Raw genomic sequence first — 21,076 nt, 5'->3', positions numbered from 1 at the left:
CACAAGTCCACTGGCGAAGGTAGCGGACTCGCGATACGCCTTACTGCAGCGCGATTTCGACGTCGACGCCGGCCGGCAGGTCCAGACGCATCAGGGCGTCAACGGTCTTGTCGGTGGGATCAACGATGTCCATCAGGCGCTGATGGGTACGGATTTCGAACTGGTCACGCGACGTCTTGTTGACGTGCGGCGAACGCAGCACGTCGTAACGGCGAATACGCGTGGGCAGCGGCACCGGGCCGCGGACAACGGCGCCCGTGCGCTTGGCGGTGTCGACGATTTCAGCGGCCGATTGATCGATCAGCTTGTAATCGAAAGCCTTCAAGCGGATACGGATCTTTTGGTTTTTCATGGCGTTTCCTAAAGAACGAGGGGCGAGGGCGGCAGGCGCCCCCGCTGGTTGTGTGCTGCTTAAGTGATCCGAATTACTTCAGGATCTTGGCGACGACGCCGGCGCCGACGGTACGACCGCCTTCACGGATGGCGAAACGCAGGCCTTCTTCCATGGCGATCGGGGCCAGCAGCTTGACGGTCATCGTCACGTTGTCGCCCGGCAGGACCATTTCCTTGTCGGCCGGCAGGTCGATCGTGCCGGTCACGTCCGTCGTGCGGAAGTAGAACTGGGGACGATAGCCGTTGAAGAACGGGGTGTGGCGGCCGCCTTCTTCCTTGGACAGGATGTACACCTCGGAGGTGAAGTCCGTGTGCGGGGTGATCGAGCCCGGCTTGGCCAGAACCTGGCCGCGCTGGACGTCTTCACGCTTGGTGCCGCGCAGCAGGATGCCCACGTTGTCGCCGGCTTGACCTTGGTCCAGCAGCTTGCGGAACATTTCCACGCCGGTGCAGGTCGTCTTGACCGTCGGGGTGATACCGACGATTTCGATTTCTTCGCCGACCTTGATGATGCCGCGCTCGATACGGCCGGTCACCACGGTGCCGCGACCCGAGATCGAGAACACGTCTTCGACCGGCATCAGGAACGCGCCGTCAACGGCACGCTCGGGCGTCGGGATGTACGTGTCCAGGGCTTGGGCCAGCGACAGGATCGCTTGCTCGCCCAGTTCGCCCTTGTCGCCTTCCAGCGCCAGCTTGGCCGAACCCTTGACGATCGGGGTGTCGTCGCCCGGGAAGTCGTACTTGCTCAGAAGTTCGCGAACTTCCATTTCCACCAGCTCGAGCAGCTCGGCGTCGTCAACCATGTCGGCCTTGTTCAGGAAGACGATGATGTACGGCACGCCAACCTGGCGGCTCAGCAGGATGTGTTCGCGCGTCTGCGGCATCGGGCCGTCAGCGGCCGACACGACCAGGATCGCGCCGTCCATCTGGGCCGCGCCCGTGATCATGTTCTTGACGTAGTCAGCGTGGCCCGGGCAGTCAACGTGCGCGTAGTGGCGCGATTCCGTTTCGTACTCGACGTGAGCCGTGTTGATCGTGATGCCGCGTGCCTTTTCTTCAGGAGCCGCGTCGATCTGGTCGTAGCCCTTGGCTTCGCCGCCGAACTTGGTCGACAGAACGGTCGTGATGGCCGCCGTCAGGGTGGTCTTGCCGTGGTCAACGTGACCGATCGTGCCGACGTTCACGTGCGGCTTGGTGCGTTCGAACTTACCTTTTGCCATGATCTCTATCCTTTGACTTTCAAGGAAACTTTGGTTTCTGCCGGGACCGCCCGGATGGGGCGGACCCGGCAAAGGGTTATTTACTTGGCCCGAGCGGCGATGACTTCGTCAGCGACGTTCTTGGGGGCCTCGGAGTAATGCTTGAATTCCATCGTGTACGTGGCACGGCCTTGCGTCAGCGAACGCAGGTTCGTGGCGTAACCGAACATCTCGGCCAGCGGAACTTCGGCCTTGATGGTCTTGCCACCACCGACCATGTCGTCCATGCCCTGAACCATGCCGCGACGCGAGGACAGATCGCCCATCACGGTACCGGCGTAGTCTTCAGGCGTTTCGACTTCAACGGCCATCATCGGTTCCAGCAGCACGGGGCTAGCCTTGCGCATGCCTTCCTTGAACGCCATCGAGCCGGCCATCTTGAACGCGTTTTCGTTCGAGTCCACATCGTGGTACGAACCGAAGAACAGCGTGACCTTGACGTCCACGACCGGGTAACCGGCCAGGATGCCGGCAGGCAGCGTTTCCTGGATGCCCTTGTCCACCGCGGGGATGTATTCGCGAGGAACCACACCGCCCTTGATGGCGTCGACGAACTCGTAGCCGCCGCCCGGTTGGAGCGGTTCGACCTTCAGGACCACGTGACCGTACTGGCCGCGACCGCCCGACTGCTTGACGAACTTGCCTTCGACTTCTTCGCAGGTCTTGCGGATCGTTTCGCGGTAGGCCACCTGGGGCTTGCCGACGTTCGCTTCCACGCCGAATTCGCGCTTCATGCGGTCGACCAGAATTTCCAGGTGCAGCTCGCCCATGCCGGAAATGATGGTTTGGCCGGATTCTTCGTCGCTGCGCACGCGGAACGACGGATCTTCCTGAGCCAGACGCGACAGCGCCAGGCCCATCTTTTCCTGGTCAGCCTTCGACTTGGGTTCGACGGCCTGCGAGATCACGGGCTCCGGGAACACCATGCGTTCGAGCAGGATGTGGGAGTCGATGTCGCACAGCGTTTCGCCGGTCGTCACGTCCTTCAGGCCCACGACGGCGGCGATGTCGCCAGCCAGAACTTCCTTGATTTCCTCGCGGTTGTTCGCGTGCATCTGCAGGATGCGGCCGATACGTTCCTTCTTGCCCTTGATGGGGTTGTAGACCGTGTCGCCCGACTTCAGGACGCCCGAGTAAACGCGCACGAAGGTCAGCTGACCCACGAACGGATCGCTCATCAGCTTGAACGCCAGGGCCGAGAACTTCTCGCCGTCGTCGGCGTTACGCTGCACGGCATTGCCGTCGTCGTCCTGACCGTCGACCGGGGGAATGTCCACGGGCGAAGGCAGGTAGTCGATGACCGCGTCCAGCATGCGCTGCACGCCCTTGTTCTTGAAAGCGGTGCCACACAGCATCGGCTGGATTTCGCCAGCGATGGTGCGTTGACGGATGGCCAGGTTGATCTCGGCCTCGTCCAGCGAACCCGTTTCCAGGTACTTGTTCATCAGCTCTTCCGACGATTCGGCGGCGGCTTCAACCAGCTTTTCGCGCCATTCGTTGGCAGTGCCTTCCAGCTCGGCCGGAATGTCCTTGTAGTCGAACTTGGTGCCTTGGCTGGCTTCGTCCCAGATGATCGCCTTCATCTTGACCAGGTCGACCACGCCTTGGAACGTGTCTTCGGCGCCGATGGGGATCACGATGGGCACGGGGTTCGCGCGCAGACGCGTCTTCAGCTGGTCATAGACCTTGAAGAAGTTCGCGCCGGTACGGTCCATCTTGTTGACGAACGCCAGACGCGGCACGCCGTACTTGTTGGCTTGACGCCACACGGTTTCGGACTGGGGCTGAACACCACCCACCGCGCAGTAGACCATGCAGGCACCGTCCAGGACGCGCATGGAACGTTCCACCTCGATGGTGAAGTCCACGTGCCCCGGGGTGTCGATGATGTTGATGCGGTGCTCGGGGTAGTTGCCGGCCATGCCACGCCAAAACGCCGTCGTAGCAGCCGACGTAATGGTGATGCCACGCTCTTGCTCTTGTTCCATCCAGTCCATGGTGGCGGCGCCATCATGCACTTCGCCAATCTTGTGATTGACGCCGGTGTAGAACAGGATACGTTCGGTCGTGGTGGTTTTCCCTGCATCGATGTGCGCAGAGATGCCAATGTTGCGATAGCGCTCGATCGGGGTTTTGCGGGCCATGGTGGGTTAGTCCTTAAATTACCAGCGGAAATGGCTGAAGGCCTTGTTGGCCTCGGCCATCTTGTGCGTGTCTTCGCGCTTCTTCATCGCGGCGCCACGACCTTCGGAGGCGTCGATCAGTTCGCCAGCAAGACGCAGATCCATCGACTTCTCGCCACGCTTCTTGGCGGCTTCACGGAGCCAACGCATAGCCAGGGCCAGGCGGCGCACGGGGCGCACTTCAACCGGCACTTGGTAGTTGGCACCGCCAACGCGGCGGCTCTTCACTTCGACGATCGGCTTGATGTTGTTGATCGCCAGGCTGAAAACTTCGATCGGCTCCTTGCCGGTCTTGGTTTGCACTTGCTCGAGGGCACCGTAGACGATGCGCTCGGCGACGGCCTTCTTGCCGTCCAGCATGACGACGTTCATGAACTTGGCGAGCTCGACGCTGCCGAACTTGGGATCGGGCAGGATCTCGCGCTTGGGTACTTCGCGACGACGGGGCATTGTTGCTTCCTTGTGTCTGTTCAGTTGAACCGTGTTTCATTACACGGCCATGGCCGTCCACTGGGACGACCCCTTACGTGCCGCGCACCTTCCCATTTCCTGGTTGGCGCGGTTGCACTTCCCTAATGACGGATGGCCGCCACGCGGGGGTACTGCTGATTCGCGTTGCGAACCCTTAGGCCTTCTTCGGGCGCTTGGCGCCGTACTTCGAGCGGGCTTGCTTGCGATCCTTGACGCCTTGCAGGTCGAGGGAACCGCGCACGATGTGATAACGCACACCGGGCAAGTCCTTCACACGACCGCCACGCACCAGAACCACCGAGTGCTCTTGCAGGTTGTGGCCTTCACCGCCGATGTACGAAATGACTTCGTAACCGTTGGTCAGACGCACTTTGGCAACCTTACGCAGAGCGGAGTTCGGCTTCTTGGGGGTGGTGGTGTACACGCGAGTGCACACGCCGCGGCGTTGCGGGCAGTTTTCGAGCGCGGGGCTCTTGCTTTTGATGATGCTGACTTCGCGCGGCTTGCGCACGAGTTGGCTAATGGTAGGCATGACCTTTGAAATCCCTTTTACGTACCACTGGTAAGTACTTACGTACTCGTCTCTTCGAGTGATGACTCTCTGAGAAGGCGGCTCGCGCAAAACCGCCTCAAACGTTCAAATACGTAAAAGAGCGGGCTTGCCAACAAACCATGACAAACGCACAAACCGGATGCTTCGGAGATGGCGGCGTTGGTTGACGGGGGCTCGTGACGCACCCCTTTGGTCTTGGGCCGCCAAGCTGGGCGCGAAGGCTTCGCTTGGGTGATTGGCCGGACCTGTCTTCCTGGCGCCTCAAATGCCAGTCTTGGCATCGACTTTGCGCGCGATTAAAGCAGTAAGCCCTTTAGCATAGCTTAGATTCCGGCGCACTGTCAAAAACTTTTGTAAGCGTTGCGCGCGGGCACGTTGGCGGCAAAAGACGGCCTGTTAGGCGCAGGTCCGGCCCAGGTCGGCAAAATTGGGGCCAAATTGACGACGCGGGCATGCGGCCTTGGGCGCGGGGAGCGCCAGGCCGGGGGAAGCGCCAGGCCGGGGGAAAGGCCTCGCCCGGAGCAGGAACGCCACGCGGCGGCGGCGGACTGGCTGGCAGTGTAGCCGGTGGCCGGGACGTTGTGGGGAACCGTCCGGCGGCGGGCCGTTATTGGTCGGCGAACAGGTAGCCGCTGCCGTAGACGGTGCGGATCGGCAGCATCAGTCCCGCCATTTCGGCCTTGCGGCGCAGGCGGCTGACGATCACGTCGATGCTGCGCGTGCCGCTCGAGCGCGCGCCGCCGCCTTCCTGGCGCAATTCGTCGCCCAGTTCGTTGCGGCCGACCGCCCTGCCCGCCACCTCGAGCAGCGAGCGCACGATCAGGCGCTCATTGGCCGACAGGGAAATCGTGGTGCCGGACGGCGCCGCCAGGGTCCAGCCCTGGTCACGCAGTTCCCACTGGCCGAGGGTCGGCTCCTCGGTAGTCAGGTTGTCCTGCCCGGCCGGCAGGCGCCGCGCCAGCGCCAGCAGGATGCAGGCCAGTTCGCGAGGGTCGTGCGGCGGTGGCAGGCAGGCGTCCGCGCCGCTCTGCAGGCAACGCAGGCGGGTATCCAGGGACAGGTTGTTGCCCATCACCACGATCCCCATCGGCGACGAGCCGTGCAGGCGGGCCACCAGGGCATAGCCGATTTCACCGAGGGTGCCCACGTTCAGCACCACGGCGTCGTAGGGGCTGTTGCTGAGCAGGCCAAACAATTCCAGGGAAGTCGAGCAGCCGCGGGCCGAAATTCCAGCTTGAAGCAGTGCGGACACAGCGGTGTTACGTGCAGCCTCGTCCGGCGACATCATCAGTACGCGCAATTGATTCATAGGTTCTTTCCATCCCATCTGCCCCTGCCGCGCCCGGCAGACTGCGCCGGTTGACGGGAGGGGTCGGGACAGTGTGGCCTGTTGTTGTGCAACAACTCCAGTCAAGATTCGTTAAGTTTGCAATGTTTGACAGTTCTTGGCACAACGTAGCCAACAGTGACGCGACGCGAGTTATCATTCCATTACACAATCCTTTCTTCTTCTTGCAGTAGGGCGCCACAGGGCGCGCTTGCGCAGCCAACCTTCGCGAGACCACGTCTGATGAAAATCGCGTCGCTGGAAGACGACCTGGACCAGGCGAAACGTATCCAGCAAGTCCTGACTGCCGCCGGATATACCTGCACCAGCTATCAGCAAAGCCGCGACCTGCTTGCCGCTTTGCGCACTGAGACATTCGACCTGGTGCTGCTGGACTGGCACCTGCCCGATATCGATGGCGATGATGTGGTGCGCTGGCTGCGCGCCAACATCGGCCCGCGCGTGCCCGTCATCTTCCTGACCAACCGTTCCAGCGAGGACGACCTGGTCGAGGGCCTGCGCGCCGGCGCCGACGACTACATCGTCAAGCCGCTGCGGCCGCTGGAACTGCTGGCGCGTGTCGCGGCGCTGCTGCGCCGCAGCCAGATCGCCGAGCCCGCCGACGAATCGTTCGACGTGGCCGCCTACCGCATCGAGCCCGCGGCGCGCACGATCCTGCTCGATGGCGCGGCGGTCACGCTGGCGCCCAAGGAATTCGAGCTCGCCCTGCTCTTTTTCCGCAATCTCGGCCGTCTCATGTCGCGCGACGTGCTGGCCGAATGCGTCTGGAACCGCGAGATCCCCGCGACCTCGCGCACGCTCGACACGCACCTGTCGAACATCCGGCAAAAGCTGCAACTGCGCCCGGAACACGGCGTGCGCCTGAGCTCGTCCTATGCGCTCGGCTACCGGCTGGAATTGATATCCGCGTCCGAAGATAGCCCGCCCTCCGCGCCCTAGCGCCTGGCGGCATTACCTGGAGAATTGAACGACATGAGCCGCTGCCGCGCGCTTTCTTTGCTTGCCCTGCTTTCCGGCCTGCTGCTCGCAACCTCCTCCCACAGCCAACCCGCGGGCGCGCTGGGAGAGAACTTCATCTACCGCGTGCGCCAGGGCGACACGCTGATCAACATCGCCGCGACCTACACGCGCAACCAGGCCAACTGGAGCCCGTTGCAGTCGCTGAACCAGGTCGCCACGCCCGAACGCCTGCCCATCGGGCTGGAACTGCGCATTCCCCTGTCGATGATTCCGGAGCGCGCCGCCGATGCGCGCGTGGTCCACGTCAGCGGCCAGGCGAACCTCGACGGCCAGGCGCTCAAGCCGGGCGCCAACGTGGCCGAAGGCAGCAAGGTCGTGACCGCCCCCAACGGCTTCGTGACGCTCGAGCTGGCCGATGGCTCCAAGCTCACGCTGCCGGCCGACGGCGCCGTCGAACTGACCCGCCTGCGCCAATTCGAAGGCACCGACCTGACCGACTCGGTCATCCATGTCGAACGCGGCAGCGTCGAATCCAGCGTCGCGCCGGGCGGCCAGGGCGTGGGCCGCTTCGAGGTCCGCACGCCGGTGGCCGTGACGGGCGTGCGCGGCACGCGTTTCCGCGTGCAGAGCGGCAGCCAGGGCGTGCACAGCGAAGTGCTGGAAGGCAGCGTGCGGCTGCAACCGCACGCCCCCGGCGCCGCGCCGGCGCAACCGGTGGCGGTGGCCCGGGGCTACGGCGCCGCCATCGGCGCCGATGGCAGCGTCGCGGGCGTGCGCCCTCTGCTCGCCGCGCCGCAGCTCGGCGAGCCGGTGCGCGCCGGCGGTGGCAGCTGGACCAGCGCGTTTCCCCCCGTGCCCGGCGCACAGGCCTACGTCGTGCGCGTGGCGCGCGACGCCGACGGCACGCAGCCGGTGTCCTCCACCCGCTTTCCCGGCCCGGACATCCGCTTCAGCGCCCCCGGTCCCGGCACCTTCTACGTCTCGGTGCGCGCCATCGACGAACTGGGCCTGGGCGGCCAGGACGCCACGGCCACCTTCACCGGCGTGAACCAGCTGATGACCAACAGCGGCCTGGGCGTCGCCACCGGCTTCGGCGGATTCGTGACGCTGAACGACTACTAGATCCGCGCCCATGGCAGATGCCGCCGACTCCAACGACCGGGCCTCGCGATCAGGCCTGTGGTTGACGGTGGCGCTGGCGCTGCTGGCCGCGCTGCTCGGTTCCTTCAACGGCCTGGGACGCATCGACCAGATCCTGTATGACCGCGCCGTCGCGCTGACGGGCCGCGACATGTCGCCCGACATCGTGATCGTGGCGATCGACGACACCAGCATCGACGCGCTCGGCCGCTGGCCCTGGCGCCGGGCGGTGCACGCCGCCCTGCTGGACCGCCTGCAGGGCGCGCGCGCGGTCGGCCTGGACCTGATCTTCGCCGAACCCGACACCACCCATCCCGGCGACGACGCGATCCTCGCCGACAGCCTGCGCCGCAATGGCCGCACCGTGCTGCCGGTGGTGCTGGACCGCCTGGCCTACCCCTCCTCCATCAGCACGCCCATCCCGATCCTGGCGCAGGCCGCGGCGGGCAGCGGCTTCATCAACGCCAACCTCGATGCCGACGGCGTGCTGCGCTCGGCGATGCTGACGGCGCGCTTCGCCGGCGAGCGCTGGCAGCATTTCGCGTTGAGCATGCTGGACGTGGGCGGCCAGACGGCGATGGCCGACCGGCTGCTGCGCCGCGCGGGCAAGGACGGCGGCATCCTGATCCCCTACGCCGGCCCGGCGGCGCATACCCGCGCGGTGTCCTACCTGTCGGTGCTGCGCGGCGACGTGCCGCCCGAGCAGTTGCGCGGCAAGTACGTGCTGGTGGGCGCCTGGGCCACCGGCCTGGGCGACGCCTACACCACGCCGGTCTCGCACGAGGTCAGCGGCATGCCGGGCGTGGAGATCATCGCCAACCTGCTGCAGGCGGCCAACGACGACATCGCTTTCCGCCCCCCCGCCCCCTGGCTCAATGCCCTGTTCTCGGCCCTGCCGGTGCTGCTGGCCTGCCTGGCGCTGTGGCGCCTGTCGCCCAACCTGGCGCTGCTGGTCAACATCGGGCTGCTGGCGCTGGTACTGCTGGCCAGCCTGCTGCTGCTGGGCCACAGCTATCAATGGTTCGCGCCCACCGCCGCGCTGGTGGGCGTGGCGCTCTGCTATCCGCTATGGAGCTGGCGCAGCCAGGAAGCCGCGCTGCGCTACATGGACAACGAATTGCGCCGCCTGCAGCGCGAATACCCGCCGGTGCTGAACGAAGCCCGGGCGCAATCGGGCGGCCCCAGCGCCTCGCTCGAAAGCCGCGTCGGCGAACTGCGGCGCGCGCTGGCGCGGGTGCGCAACCTGCGGCGCTTCCTGGCCGACGGGCTCGACGGCATGCCCGACGCGACACTGGTGTTCGACCAGGACGGCCGCATGCAATTTCGCAACCAGGCCGCCGTGATGTACTTCCAGCGGCTGGGCATGCGGCCACCGCGGGTCGGCCATCCCGCCATCCACCTGCTGGAAAAGACCATCGGCGACGACGCCACCCGACAACGCGTGGCCCAGGTGCTGAGCGGCCAGGGACCGGCCGCCGAACAGTCGCCCTGGAGCGCCGACCTGGAAGTGCGCGACCACGCCGGCCGCGACCTGATCCTGAAATGCGTGCCGATCCATACCGCCGAGGGCAACTTCGCCGGCACCGTCGCCACCCTGACCGACATCTCCGGCATCCGCCAGGCCGAACGCCAGCGCGAAGAGACGCTGCGCTTCATCTCGCACGACATGCGCGCGCCGCAAAGCTCGATCCTGGCGCTGGTCGAAATGAAGCAGGATGGCGCGCCGCGGGATGGCCGCGACGACACCCTCACCCGCATCGCCGCGCTGGCCAACCGCACGCTGCATCTGGTCGACGACTTCGTGCACCTGACGCGCGCCGAATCGATGGCCATCAACGCGGTCGACCTCGACCTGGGCAGCCTGCTGCAGGATGGCGTCGATGAATTCTGGGCGGCCGCGCACAAGCGCGGCATCACGCTGGCGGTCGCGCCGTCTTTGCCGGTGGCGTACGTGCGCGGCGACCAGACGCTGCTGATGCGGGCCTTGAGCAACCTGATCGACAACGCCATCAAGTACAGCCCGGCCGACAGCCGCATCACCTGCGACATCGACCAGGCATCCGGCTACTGGCGCGTGCACATCCGCGACCAGGGGCAAGGCATCGCGGCGCAGGACCTGGCGCGGCTGTTCGAACCGTTCGCGCGGGTCGGGGTCGCCACCCGCGGGGACGTGGGCGGCGCGGGATTGGGATTGGCCTTCGTGCGCACCGTGGCGCAACGCCACGGCGGCGAGGTCGAGGTGACCAGCGAAGCGGGCGCCGGCTCGGTGTTTACGTTGCGCCTGCCGATGGCGCCCGAGGACGGCACGGCCCAGGATTAGGGCCTGGCGGCGTTCACGTCACTGGAAGGCGTGCGAGATGACGGCCGGCTTGCCCGGCTTGACTTCCAGCGTCGCCCGATAGGGCGGCAGATCGGCGTTGCGCAGCAACACCTGGTACTTGCCGGGGATCAGCCGCAATTCCTTGACCGGCGGACTGATGCCGCGCGCCACGCCATTGATCCACACCTCGCCCCACGGCCGGATGTCCAGGCGCACCAGCACGGGCACGGGCTTGGGTTTGGGCGCCTCTTCCGGTGACGCCGCGGCCGGCGCGGCGGGTTCCTGCGCGCCCGGCGTCGCGGGCGCCGCATTGGCGTCCGGCGCCGCCGTGGCGGGCGCCGCGGCGGGCGTGGCGGGTCCAAGTCCGGCAGGCGGGGCGGCGGGCGGCGTCGCCGTGCCGCCCGCGTCCGGCGCGGATGTCTCGGGCAAGGCGGCCTGCGGCGCGGGCGCCGCCGCCTGCGGTGGCGTCGGTTCGGTGGCGGGCGGCGCGGGGCTCGCGGCGGGTGGCGCAACGGGCGCCGCCGGCGGATTCGGCTGCACCACTTCGGAACGGGTGATCAAGGCATTGCCGGTGCCGAGCCCGGAACGGATCCAGGCGTAGGCGCCGGCCCCGATCAACGCCACCAGCAGCAGCAGAAGCAGCAGCGGCCGCCCGCCGCCACCGCGCGGCTTGTCGACGACTGCCGCCGGCGCGGCGGGCGCGGCCATCACCTCGGCCGCGGCCGCTTCCGGCGCGGCGGGCGACTCATCCACGTAGACCGCGATGTCCAGCAGGGCGGCCAGCTCGCCCAGGGTCTGCGGCCGGTCGGCCGGCAGCATGGCCAGGCCGCGATCGATCGCCTCCAGGAACGCCGGGCTGTATTTCGTCAGGCCCAGCGAGGCCAGCGGCTCGTAACTGTCCGTGGCGCGGCGCTCGGGCGCCGGCGGCGGGCGCAGCCCGATCACCAGCGCGTGCATCACCGCACAGAGCGCGTAGACGTCGGTCCAGGGGCCGCGCGGCCATTCGGCCGAATCCGTGTACAGCTCGAACGGCGCGAAGCCCGGCATCGGAGTCAGCCCCGAGCGGCGCGACCGGGGCACCGACAGCTCCGGCAGCAGGTGCGCGCGCGCGCCTTCGTCCATGCCCACCGTATCCAGCGAGATGTCGCCACATATTTCGCCCTGCGCATGCAGGCCCATGAGCGAAGGCAGCAGATCCGACAACAACCGCTTGATGCGGGTTTCCGGCACCCCGCCCGCCGCGCTGGCGGCGATGGCGCTCAAGGGGCGCAACGCGAGCGGCGCGGCGCCTGAAAAAGGGCTGCGCGGCGTATGCAGGCCGGCGGGTGAGGACATGTTCAACATACTGCGCAAGGGGCGCGAAAACGGGTTGAGGGCGGATAGGCGGAATATTATCCAATCCGTTACGCAAGGACATTGCCGAAAATGTCGGAGCGCATCAGGCTGTGGCACGATAGCGTATCGCCAAATTCCCCCACCTAGATGAAAGCCCATGAAAATTCGCCTGCTCGGCAGTTTGCTCGGATTATCGTTCGCCCTGGCCGGCTGTTCCGGCCTGCCGGTCACCCAGCCCGACCATCCGCCCACGCCCGAGGCGCTGGAGCAGTTGCAACAGGTTCGTGACCAATATAGCGCCGGGCATTACGGCGAGGTCATCCGCCGGGTGGCCAAGTCCGACGAGCTGGCCGGCTCCAGCAAGGCCGTGCGCATCGAGGCCTACAAGCTGCAGGCGTTCAGCTACTGCGTCAGCAAGTACCCGCAACTCTGCGAAGACAGCTTCAGCCGCATCCTGCAGCTGGACCCCGCCTTCGAACTGGCGCCGAACGAAGCCGGCCACCCGGTCTGGGGCCCGGTATTCCAGCGCGCCAAGGGCCAGGCGGCCAAGTAGCGCCAGCGCCCCGCCGCGCAGACAAAAAAAGGCCGCTGATTCGCATCAGCGGCCTTTTTGTTTCTGGCCTCCCCCGCCGGTCCCGCGCGGGGGGTGCACCGGACGTCGCCCTTATTCGGCGGCGTCCTCGCTGCCCAGGTCGGACGACGGGGCATCGGCGTCCGAGCCCACCGTGACCGGCGAGTCTTCGAACGGGTTGGCCAGCTGGCGGGCGGCTTCGCGTTCCGCGGCCTCCAGGGCTTCCTTGTCCTTGCGGGCATGGTGGTACGCCAGGCCGGTACCAGCCGGGATCAGGCGGCCGACGATGACGTTTTCCTTCAGGCCACGCAGGTCGTCGCGCTTGCCCATGATGGCGGCTTCGGTCAGGACACGCGTGGTTTCCTGGAACGAGGCGGCCGAGATGAACGAGTCGGTCGACAGCGAGGCCTTGGTGATACCCAGCAGCACGTTTTCGTACGAAGCCGGACGCTTGTCTTCAGCGTTGACGCGGTCGTTCTCGTTCAGCAGCTCGGAGCGCTCGACCTGCTCGCCCGGGATGAACTCGGTATCGCCCGCATCGACGATGTTCACACGGCGCAGCATCTGACGAACAATCACTTCGATGTGCTTGTCGTTGATCTTCACGCCCTGCAGACGGTACACGTCCTGCACTTCGTCGACGATGTAGGTCGCCAGCTTCTCGATGCCCTGCAGGCGCAGGATGTCGTGGGGATCGGCCGGGCCGTCCACGATCATTTCGCCCTTGTTCACCACCTGGCCGTCGTGCACCAGCACCTGCTTTTCCTTCGGAATCAGGAACTCGTGGCTGACGCCTTCCAGGTCGGTGATGACCAGACGCTGCTTGCCCTTGGTGTCCTTGCCGAACGAGACCGTGCCGGTGACGTCGGCGAGCATGCCGGCATCCTTGGGCGAACGGGCTTCGAACAGCTCGGCCACGCGCGGCAGACCGCCGGTAATGTCGCGGGTCTTTTGCGATTCCTGCGGAATACGCGCCAGGACTTCACCCACGGCAACCTGCTGGCCGTCACGCACGGTGATCAGCGCGCCGACCGGGAACGAGATGTTCACCGAGTGATCGGTGCCGGCGATCTTGACGTCTTCGCCGTTCTCGTTGGCCAGCTTGATCTGCGGACGCATGACGATCTTGCCGCCACGGGTCTTGGGCGTGATGACGACGAGCGTCGACAGGCCGGTGACTTCGTCCACCTGCTTGGCCACGGTCACGCCTTCTTCGATGTTCTCGAAGCGGACGGCGCCACCGTATTCCGACACGATCGGACGGGTCAGCGGATCCCACGTCGCCAGGCGCGCGCCGGCCTTCACGGCCTCGCCATCGCCCACCAGCACGGTCGCGCCGTACGGGATCTTGTGGCGTTCGCGTTCGCGGCCGTTGTCGTCGAAGATCGCCAGTTCGCCCGAGCGCGAAATCGCGACGCGTTCGCCCTTGGCGTTGGTGACGTAGCGCATGGTGCTGGCAAAGCCGACCACGCCGCTGGACTTGGTTTCCACCGCGCTGGCCAGGGCCGAACGCGACGCCGCGCCACCGATGTGGAACGTACGCATCGTCAGCTGCGTGCCCGGTTCACCGATGGACTGGGCGGCGATGACGCCAACCGCTTCGCCCTGGTTGACCGGCGAGCCGCGGCCGAGGTCACGGCCGTAGCAGTGCGCGCACAGGCCGTGGCGCGTTTCGCACGTCAGCGGCGTGCGGACCTTGACTTCGTCCACGCCGATGCGGTCGATCATGTCGACCATGTCTTCGTCCAGCAGGGTGCCGGCGGTGATCGCCGTTTCCTGCGTGTCCGGGTTGACGATGTCGATGGCAGCCACGCGGCCCAGGATGCGGTCGCGCAGCGGCTCGATGACTTCACCGCCTTCCACCAGGGCCTTCATGTTGTAGCCCTGCGACGTACCGCAATCGTCCTCGGTGATCACCAGGTCTTGCGTCACGTCGACCAGACGACGGGTCAGGTAACCCGAGTTCGCGGTCTTCAGTGCCGTGTCGGCCAGACCCTTACGCGCGCCGTGAGTCGAGATGAAGTACTGAAGCACGTTCAGGCCTTCACGGAAGTTCGCGGTAATGGGCGTCTCGATGATCGAGCCGTCAGGCTTGGCCATCAGGCCGCGCATGCCGGCCAGCTGGCGGATCTGGGCGGCCGAACCGCGGGCGCCCGAGTCAGCCATCATGTAGATGGAGTTGAACGATTCCTGGCGCACTTCCTCGCCGTGGCGGTTGACCACGGGTTCGGTTGCCAGCTGTTCCATCATCGCCTTGCCGACCTTGTCGCCGGCCTTGCCCCAGATGTCCACCACGTTGTTGTAGCGTTCCTGGGACGTGACCAGACCCGACGAGTACTGCTTGTCGATTTCCTTCACTTCGCGGCTGGCTTCGGCCAGGATGCCTTCCTTGGCCGACGGGATCAGCATGTCGCCCATGGCGATCGAGATACCGCCGCGGGTGGCCAGGCGGAAGCCCGACTGCATCAGCTTGTCGGCGAAGATCACCGTGTCGCGCAGGCCGCAACGGCGGAACGACTGGTTGATCAGGCGCGAGATTTCCTTCTTCTTCAGCGCCTTGTTCAGGACGGTGAAGGGCAGGCCCTTGGGCAGGATCTCGGACAGCAGCGCGCGGCCGACGGTGGTTTCGTGGCGGCGGATCACCGGCTGCCATTCACCCGCTTCGTCGCGCTCGTGTTCCTTCAGGCGCACGGTGATGCGCGTCTGCAGTTCCACTTCGCCGTTGTCGTAGGCGCGTTGCACTTCGGCGACGTCGGTGAAGAAGATGCCTTCGCCCTTGCCGTTGATGCGCTCGCGCGTCGTGTAGTACAGACCCAGCACGATATCCTGGGACGGCACGATCGACGGTTCGCCGTTGGCCGGGAACAGCACGTTGTTCGAAGCCAGCATCAGCGTGCGCGCTTCGAGCTGGGCTTCCAGCGACAGCGGCACGTGGACGGCCATCTGGTCACCGTCGAAGTCGGCGTTGAACGCCGCGCAAACCAGCGGGTGCAGCTGGATGGCCTTGCCTTCGATCAGCACCGGCTCGAACGCCTGGATGCCCAGGCGGTGCAGCGTCGGCGCGCGGTTCAGCATCACCGGGTGTTCGCGGATGACTTCTTCCAGGATGTCCCAGACCACCGGTTCCTGGCTTTCCACCAGTTTCTTGGCGGCCTTGATGGTCGTGGCCAGGCCCATCATCTCCAGGCGATTGAAGATGAACGGCTTGAACAGTTCCAGGGCCATCAGCTTGGGCAGGCCGCACTGGTGCAGCTTGAGCTGCGGACCCACCACGATGACCGAACGGCCCGAGTAGTCGACGCGCTTGCCCAGCAGGTTCTGACGGAAACGACCGCTCTTGCCCTTGATCATGTCGGCCAGGGACTTGAGCTGGCGCTTGTTGGCGCCGGTCATGGCCTTGCCGCGGCGACCGTTGTCCAGCAGCGAGTCGACGGCTTCCTGCAACATGCGCTTTTCGTTGCGCAGGATGATTTCAGGGGCCTTCAGCTCCAGCAGGCGCTTCAGACGGTTGTTGCGGTTGATGACGCGGCGGTACAGGTCGTTCAGGTCGGAGGTCGCGAAGCGGCCGCCGTCCAGCGGCACCAGCGGACGCAGGTCCGGCGGCAGCACGGGCAGCACTTCCATGACCATCCACTCGGCCTTGATGCCGGACTTCTGGAAGCCTTCCAGCACCTTCAGGCGCTTGGAGATCTTCTTGATCTTGGCTTCCGAGCTGGTGGCCTTCAGTTCGCCGCGCAGCGTTTCCACTTCGCGGTCGATGTCGATGGTGCGCAGCAGTTCGCGCACGGCTTCGGCGCCCATCAGGGCACGGAAGTCGTCGCCGTATTCCTCGGTCTTGGCCAGGAAATCGTCATCCGACATGATCTGGCCGCGCTTGAGCGGCGTCATGCCGGGTTCGATCACGCACCAGGCTTCGAAGTACAGGACGCGTTCGATGTCGCGCAGGGTCATGTCGAGCACCATGCCCAGACGCGACGGCAGGCTCTTCAGGAACCAGATGTGCGCGACGGGGCTGGCCAGCTCGATGTGGCCCATGCGTTCACGGCGAACCTTGGCAACGGTGACTTCAACGCCGCACTTCTCGCAGATCACGCCACGGTGCTTCAGGCGCTTGTACTTGCCGCACAAGCACTCGTAGTCCTTGATCGGGCCGAAGATCTTGGAGCAGAACAGACCGTCGCGCTCGGGCTTGAACGTGCGGTAGTTGATGGTCTCGGGCTTGCGAACTTCGCCGTAGGACCACGAACGGATCTTCTCGGGCGAGGCGATGCCGATCTTGATGGCATCGAATTGCTCGTCTTGCGAGACTTGCTTAAAGAGGTCGAGTAGCGCTTTCATTAGTTACGCTCCAAATCCATGTCCAGGGCCAACGAGCGGATTTCCTTGACCAGCACGTTGAACGATTCCGGCATGCCGGCATCGATGACGTGATCGCCCTTGACGATGTTTTCGTATACCTTGGTGCGGCCGGTGATGTCGTCGGACTTCACCGTCAGCATTTCCTGCAGGGTGTAGGCGGCGCCGTATGCTTCCAGCGCCCACACTTCCATTTCCCCGAAGCGCTGGCCACCGAACTGCGCCTTGCCGCCCAGCGGCTGCTGGGTCACGAGCGAGTACGGGCCGGTCGAACGCGCGTGCATCTTGTCGTCGACCAAGTGGTGCAGCTTCAGGTAGTGCATGTAGCCGACGGTGACCGGGCGCTCGAACTTCTCGCCGGTGCGGCCGTCGTACAGCCACGCCTGCGTGCGCGAGGGCGTCAGCGCCATGCGCTTGGCGACTTCGTCCGGATAGGCCAGTTCCAGCATCTTGGTGATTTCCTCTTCGGTCGCGCCGTCGAAGACGGGCGTCGCGAACGGCACGCCGTTCTTGAGGTTCTGGGCCATTTCCATGACTTCTTCGTCGGTCAGCTCGTCGATGCGCGCGCCGGTGCCGGTCGTGTTGTAGACCTTGTCCAGGTACGCACGGACGTTCTTGACCTGCGCGGTGCGCTCGTCGCGCAGCATGTCGGCGATGCGGTGACCCACGCCCTTGGCAGCCCAGCCCAAGTGCACTTCCAGCACCTGACCCACGTTCATCCGCGAGGGCACGCCCAGCGGGTTCAAAACGATGTCGGCCGGCGTGCCGTCAGCCATGTGCGGCATGTCTTCCACCGGGGTGATGCGCGAGACCACGCCCTTGTTGCCGTGACGGCCTGCCATCTTGTCGCCAGGCTGCAGACGACGCTTCACGGCCAGGTAGACCTTGATCATCTTCAGCACGCCCGGGGGCAGCTCGTCGCCCTGCGTCAGCTTCTTGCGCTTCTCTTCGAAGGCCAGGTCGAACTGGTGACGCTTCTGCTCGAGCGATTCCTTGGCCTGCTCCAGCACCACGGCGTGGGGCTCGTCGGCCAGGCGGATGTCGAACCACTGCCAGCGATCCAGGTCGGCCAGGTAGGCCTTGGTGATCGTCGCGCCCTTGGCCAGCTTGCGCGGGCCGCCGTTGACGGTCTTGTTGACCAGCATCTTCTCGATACGGTCGAACTGGTCGTTTTCAACGATGCGCAGCTGGTCGTTCAGGTCCTGGCGGTAGCGGCGCAGTTCATCGTCGATGATGGACTGGGCGCGCTTGTCGCGCACGATGCCTTCACGCGTGAACACCTGCACGTCGATCACGGTGCCGGTCATGCCCGAAGGCACGCGCAGCGAGGTGTCCTTAACGTCGGACGCCTTTTCACCGAAGATGGCGCGCAGCAGCTTTTCTTCCGGCGTCAGCTGGGTCTCGCCCTTGGGCGTGACCTTGCCGACCAGCACGTCGTCGGCGCTGACTTCGGCGCCGATGTAGGTGATGCCGGAATCGTCCAGGCGGTTCAGTTGCGTCTCAGCCAGGTTGCTGATGTCGCGCGTGATTTCTTCCGGACCGAGCTTGGTGTCGCGGGCGACAACCGTCAGTTCCTCGATGTGCACCGAGGTGTAGCGGTCATCGGCAACGACCTTTTCGGAGATCAGGATCGAGTCTTCGAAGTTGTAGCCGTTCCAGGGCATGAACGCGATCAGCATGTTCTGACCCAGGGCGAGTTCGCCCAGGTCGGTCGATGCGCCGTCGGCCAGCACGTCACCCTTGGCGACCTTGTCGCCACGCTTGACGATGGGACGCTGGTTGATGTTCGTGTTCTGGTTGGAACGCGTGTACTTGATCAGGTTGTAGATATCGACACCGACTTCGCCGGCGACGTTTTCTTCGTCGTTCACGCGGATAACCACGCGCTCGGCGTCGACGTGGTCGACCAGGCCGCCACGCAGCGCCTGCACGGTGGTGCCCGAGTCAACGGCCACGGTGCGCTCGATACCCGTACCCACGACCGGCTTTTCCGGACGCAGGCAAGGCACGGCCTGGCGTTGCATGTTGGCGCCCATCAGTGCGCGGTTCGCGTCGTCGTGCTCCAGGAACGGAATCAGCGAGGCGGCGACCGACACGATCTGCGACGGGGCAACGTCCATGTAGTGCACGTTGGCCGGCGAGGTCAACATCGTTTCGCCCGCTTCACGGCAAGCGACCAGGTCGTCGACAAAGGCGCCCTGCTCGTCCAGCGCGGCGTTGGCCTGCGCGATGACGTAGTGGCTTTCTTCGATGGCCGACAGGTAATCGATCTGCTCGCTGACGCGACCGTCGATGATCTTGCGGTAAGGCGTTTCCAGGAAGCCGTACTCGTTCAGGCGAGCGTACAGCGCCATGGAGTTGATCAGACCGATGTTCGGGCCTTCCGGCGTTTCGATCGGGCAGACGCGGCCATAGTGGGTCGGGTGCACGTCACGGACTTCGAAGCCGGCGCGCTCGCGGGTCAGGCCGCCCGGGCCCAGTGCGGAAACGCGACGCTTGTGCGTGATTTCCGACAGCGGGTTGGTCTGGTCCATGAACTGCGACAGCTGGCTCGAACCGAAGAACTCCTTGATGGCGGCCGAGATCGGCTTGGAGTTGATCAGGTCGTGCGGCATCAGGTTTTCGGTCTCGGCCTGGCCCAGACGTTCCTTGACGGCGCGCTCGACGCGCACGAGGCCGGCGCGGAACTGGTTCTCGGCCAGTTCGCCGACGCAACGCACGCGGCGGTTGCCCAGGTGATCGATGTCGTCGATCTGGCCACGGCCGTTACGCAGCTCGACCAGCACCTTGATGGTTTCAAGGATGTCTTCGTTGGTCAGCGTCATCGGGCCGGTGATGTCTTCACCACGGCCCAGGCGGCTGTTGACCTTCATGCGGCCGACGCGCGACAGATCGTACGTTTCTTCGCTGTAGAACAGGCGCTGGAACAGCGCTTCCACCGCTTCTTCGGTGGGCGGTTCGCCAGGACGCATCATGCGGTAGATGGCAACGCGCGCGGCCATCTGGTCGGCGGTTTCATCGGTGCGCAGCGTTTGCGAGATGTACGGGCCGCGATCCAGGTCGTTCGTGTAGAGCGTCTGGATGTCGTGCACGTTGGCGGCGCGCAGGGCGCCCAGCACGCTTTCGGTGATCTCGTCGTTGGCGTTGGCGATGACTTCGCCGGTATCGGCGTCAACGATGTTCTTGGCCAGCACGCGGCCGTACAGGAAGTCTTCCGGCACGGAGATGCGCTGGATGCCACCGGCAGCCAGGTCGCGCAGATGCTTGGCGTTAATGCGCTTGTCTTTTTCGACGATGACCTTGCCGGAGCGGTCCGCGATGTCGAAACGGGCCATTTCGCCCTTCCAACGCTCGGGCACGAACTCCATCATGCCGCCTTCGCTCTTCAGTTCGAAGTTGTCGAAGTCGAAGAAGTTGGCCAGGATCGATTCGGGCGTCATGCCGATCGCCTTGCACAGGATCGTCACGGGCATCTTGCGGCGACGGTCGACGCGGAAGAACAGGACGTCCTTGGGGTCGAACTCGAAGTCCAGCCACGAGCCGCGGTAGGGAATCACGCGGGCCGAGAACAGGAGCTTGCCCGAGCTGTGCGTCTTGCCGCGGTCGTGCTCGAAGAACACGCCAGGCGAGCGGTGCAGCTGCGAGACGATGACACGCTCGGTGCCGTTGATGACGAACGAACCGGTGCCGGTCATGAGCGGAATTTCGCCCATGTAGACTTCCTGTTCCTTCACTTCCTTGACGGTGGGCTTGCTGACTTCGCGGTCAAGCAGCACCAGGCGAACCTTGGCTCGCAGGGGCGAGGCATAGGTCAGGCCACGTTGCTGACATTCCTTGACATCGAACACCGGTTCGCCGAGCACATAGCTCACGAACTCCAAGCGCGCCATACCGTTGTGACTAACGATCGGGAAAATCGACGAGAACGCCGCCTGCAAACCGTCGGCTACGCGATCGGACGGGGCGGTATCCGCCTGCAGGAAAGTTAGGTAGGATTGAAGCTGAGTCGCCAAAAGGAAGGGAACGTTTTGAACGTCTTCACGCTTGGCGAAGCTTTTGCGGATGCGCTTTTTTTCGGTGTACGAGTAAGGCATGAGCACTCCGACTCGAGGTTGCATGGGCCGTCAACCACGGCCCCAGGTGATACGACTCCAGGAAACCCCTCTGGAAAGGGCCTGACCCCA

General features: G+C 65.1%; 13 protein-coding genes. 4 read left to right on the top strand and 9 right to left on the bottom strand.

The features are described 5' to 3' along the window. Positions 1-40: 40 nt before the first annotated feature. From rpsJ to AC1HFW_RS21380, 6 genes are all read right to left on the bottom strand, one after another. A complete protein-coding gene (rpsJ, locus tag AC1HFW_RS21405; protein WP_003806903.1) occupies positions 41-352 on the bottom strand; it encodes a 30S ribosomal protein S10 in 312 nt (103 codons plus the stop codon). A 73-nt stretch (positions 353-425) separates the two neighbouring features. Then, a complete protein-coding gene (tuf, locus tag AC1HFW_RS21400) occupies positions 426-1,616 on the bottom strand; it encodes an elongation factor Tu (RefSeq protein WP_061072896.1) in 1,191 nt (396 codons plus the stop codon). A gap of 80 nt (positions 1,617-1,696) precedes the next feature. Next, positions 1,697-3,799, bottom strand: a complete 2,103-nt coding sequence (fusA, locus tag AC1HFW_RS21395; protein ID WP_006392077.1) for an elongation factor G — start codon at positions 3,797-3,799, stop codon at positions 1,697-1,699. Between the two features lie 18 nt (positions 3,800-3,817). Next, positions 3,818-4,288 carry a 30S ribosomal protein S7 gene (gene rpsG / locus AC1HFW_RS21390; RefSeq protein WP_006216561.1) on the bottom strand — a complete coding sequence of 157 codons (471 nt, stop codon included), beginning with the start codon at positions 4,286-4,288 and terminating at the stop codon, positions 3,818-3,820. A 175-nt stretch (positions 4,289-4,463) separates the two neighbouring features. After that, a complete protein-coding gene (gene rpsL, locus AC1HFW_RS21385; RefSeq protein WP_005017264.1) occupies positions 4,464-4,841 on the bottom strand; it encodes a 30S ribosomal protein S12 in 378 nt (125 codons plus the stop codon). Positions 4,842-5,469: 628 nt separating this feature from the next. Next, positions 5,470-6,171 carry a response regulator transcription factor gene (locus AC1HFW_RS21380; protein WP_035359780.1) on the bottom strand — a complete coding sequence of 234 codons (702 nt, stop codon included), beginning with the start codon at positions 6,169-6,171 and terminating at the stop codon, positions 5,470-5,472. A gap of 261 nt (positions 6,172-6,432) precedes the next feature. On the opposite strand from AC1HFW_RS21380, the gene AC1HFW_RS21375 reads away from it, so the two are divergent. From AC1HFW_RS21375 to AC1HFW_RS21365, 3 genes are read left to right on the top strand one after another with little or no spacing between them, the layout of a single operon-like run. Continuing rightward, a complete protein-coding gene (locus AC1HFW_RS21375; RefSeq protein WP_006392079.1) occupies positions 6,433-7,149 on the top strand; it encodes a response regulator transcription factor in 717 nt (238 codons plus the stop codon). A 33-nt stretch (positions 7,150-7,182) separates the two neighbouring features. After that, positions 7,183-8,292, top strand: coding sequence for a FecR family protein (locus tag AC1HFW_RS21370; RefSeq protein WP_035359781.1), 1,110 nt, complete (start codon positions 7,183-7,185; stop codon positions 8,290-8,292). 10 nt (positions 8,293-8,302) lie between these two features. Next, complete coding sequence (locus tag AC1HFW_RS21365) at positions 8,303-10,630, top strand: CHASE2 domain-containing protein (protein ID WP_479285165.1); 2,328 nt, start codon at positions 8,303-8,305, stop codon at positions 10,628-10,630. Positions 10,631-10,648: 18 nt separating this feature from the next. On the opposite strand, the gene AC1HFW_RS21360 is transcribed toward AC1HFW_RS21365, so the two are convergent. Next, positions 10,649-11,965, bottom strand: a complete 1,317-nt coding sequence (locus AC1HFW_RS21360) for a serine/threonine-protein kinase (RefSeq protein WP_479285164.1) — start codon at positions 11,963-11,965, stop codon at positions 10,649-10,651. A 157-nt stretch (positions 11,966-12,122) separates the two neighbouring features. Here AC1HFW_RS21360 and AC1HFW_RS21355 point away from each other — a divergent pair, with 157 nt between their 5' ends. Then, entirely contained in the window at positions 12,123-12,518 is a 396-nt protein-coding gene (locus AC1HFW_RS21355; protein WP_006392083.1) for a TssQ family T6SS-associated lipoprotein, read from the top strand. Positions 12,519-12,629: 111 nt separating this feature from the next. Here the strand turns inward: AC1HFW_RS21355 and rpoC are convergent, their stop codons facing one another. Then, positions 12,630-16,874, bottom strand: a complete 4,245-nt coding sequence (gene rpoC / locus AC1HFW_RS21350; protein ID WP_006392084.1) for a DNA-directed RNA polymerase subunit beta' — start codon at positions 16,872-16,874, stop codon at positions 12,630-12,632. Next, complete coding sequence (gene rpoB, locus AC1HFW_RS21345) at positions 16,874-20,986, bottom strand: DNA-directed RNA polymerase subunit beta (protein WP_006392085.1); 4,113 nt, start codon at positions 20,984-20,986, stop codon at positions 16,874-16,876. The genes rpoC and rpoB overlap by 1 nt, the downstream gene beginning before the upstream one ends. Positions 20,987-21,076 lie beyond the last annotated feature (90 nt).

It is taken from the genome of Achromobacter sp. ISS7 (genome assembly GCF_056523125.1).
Note: the sequence above shows the minus strand (reverse complement) of the source record. Positions and strands in the feature narration are given on the sequence as shown.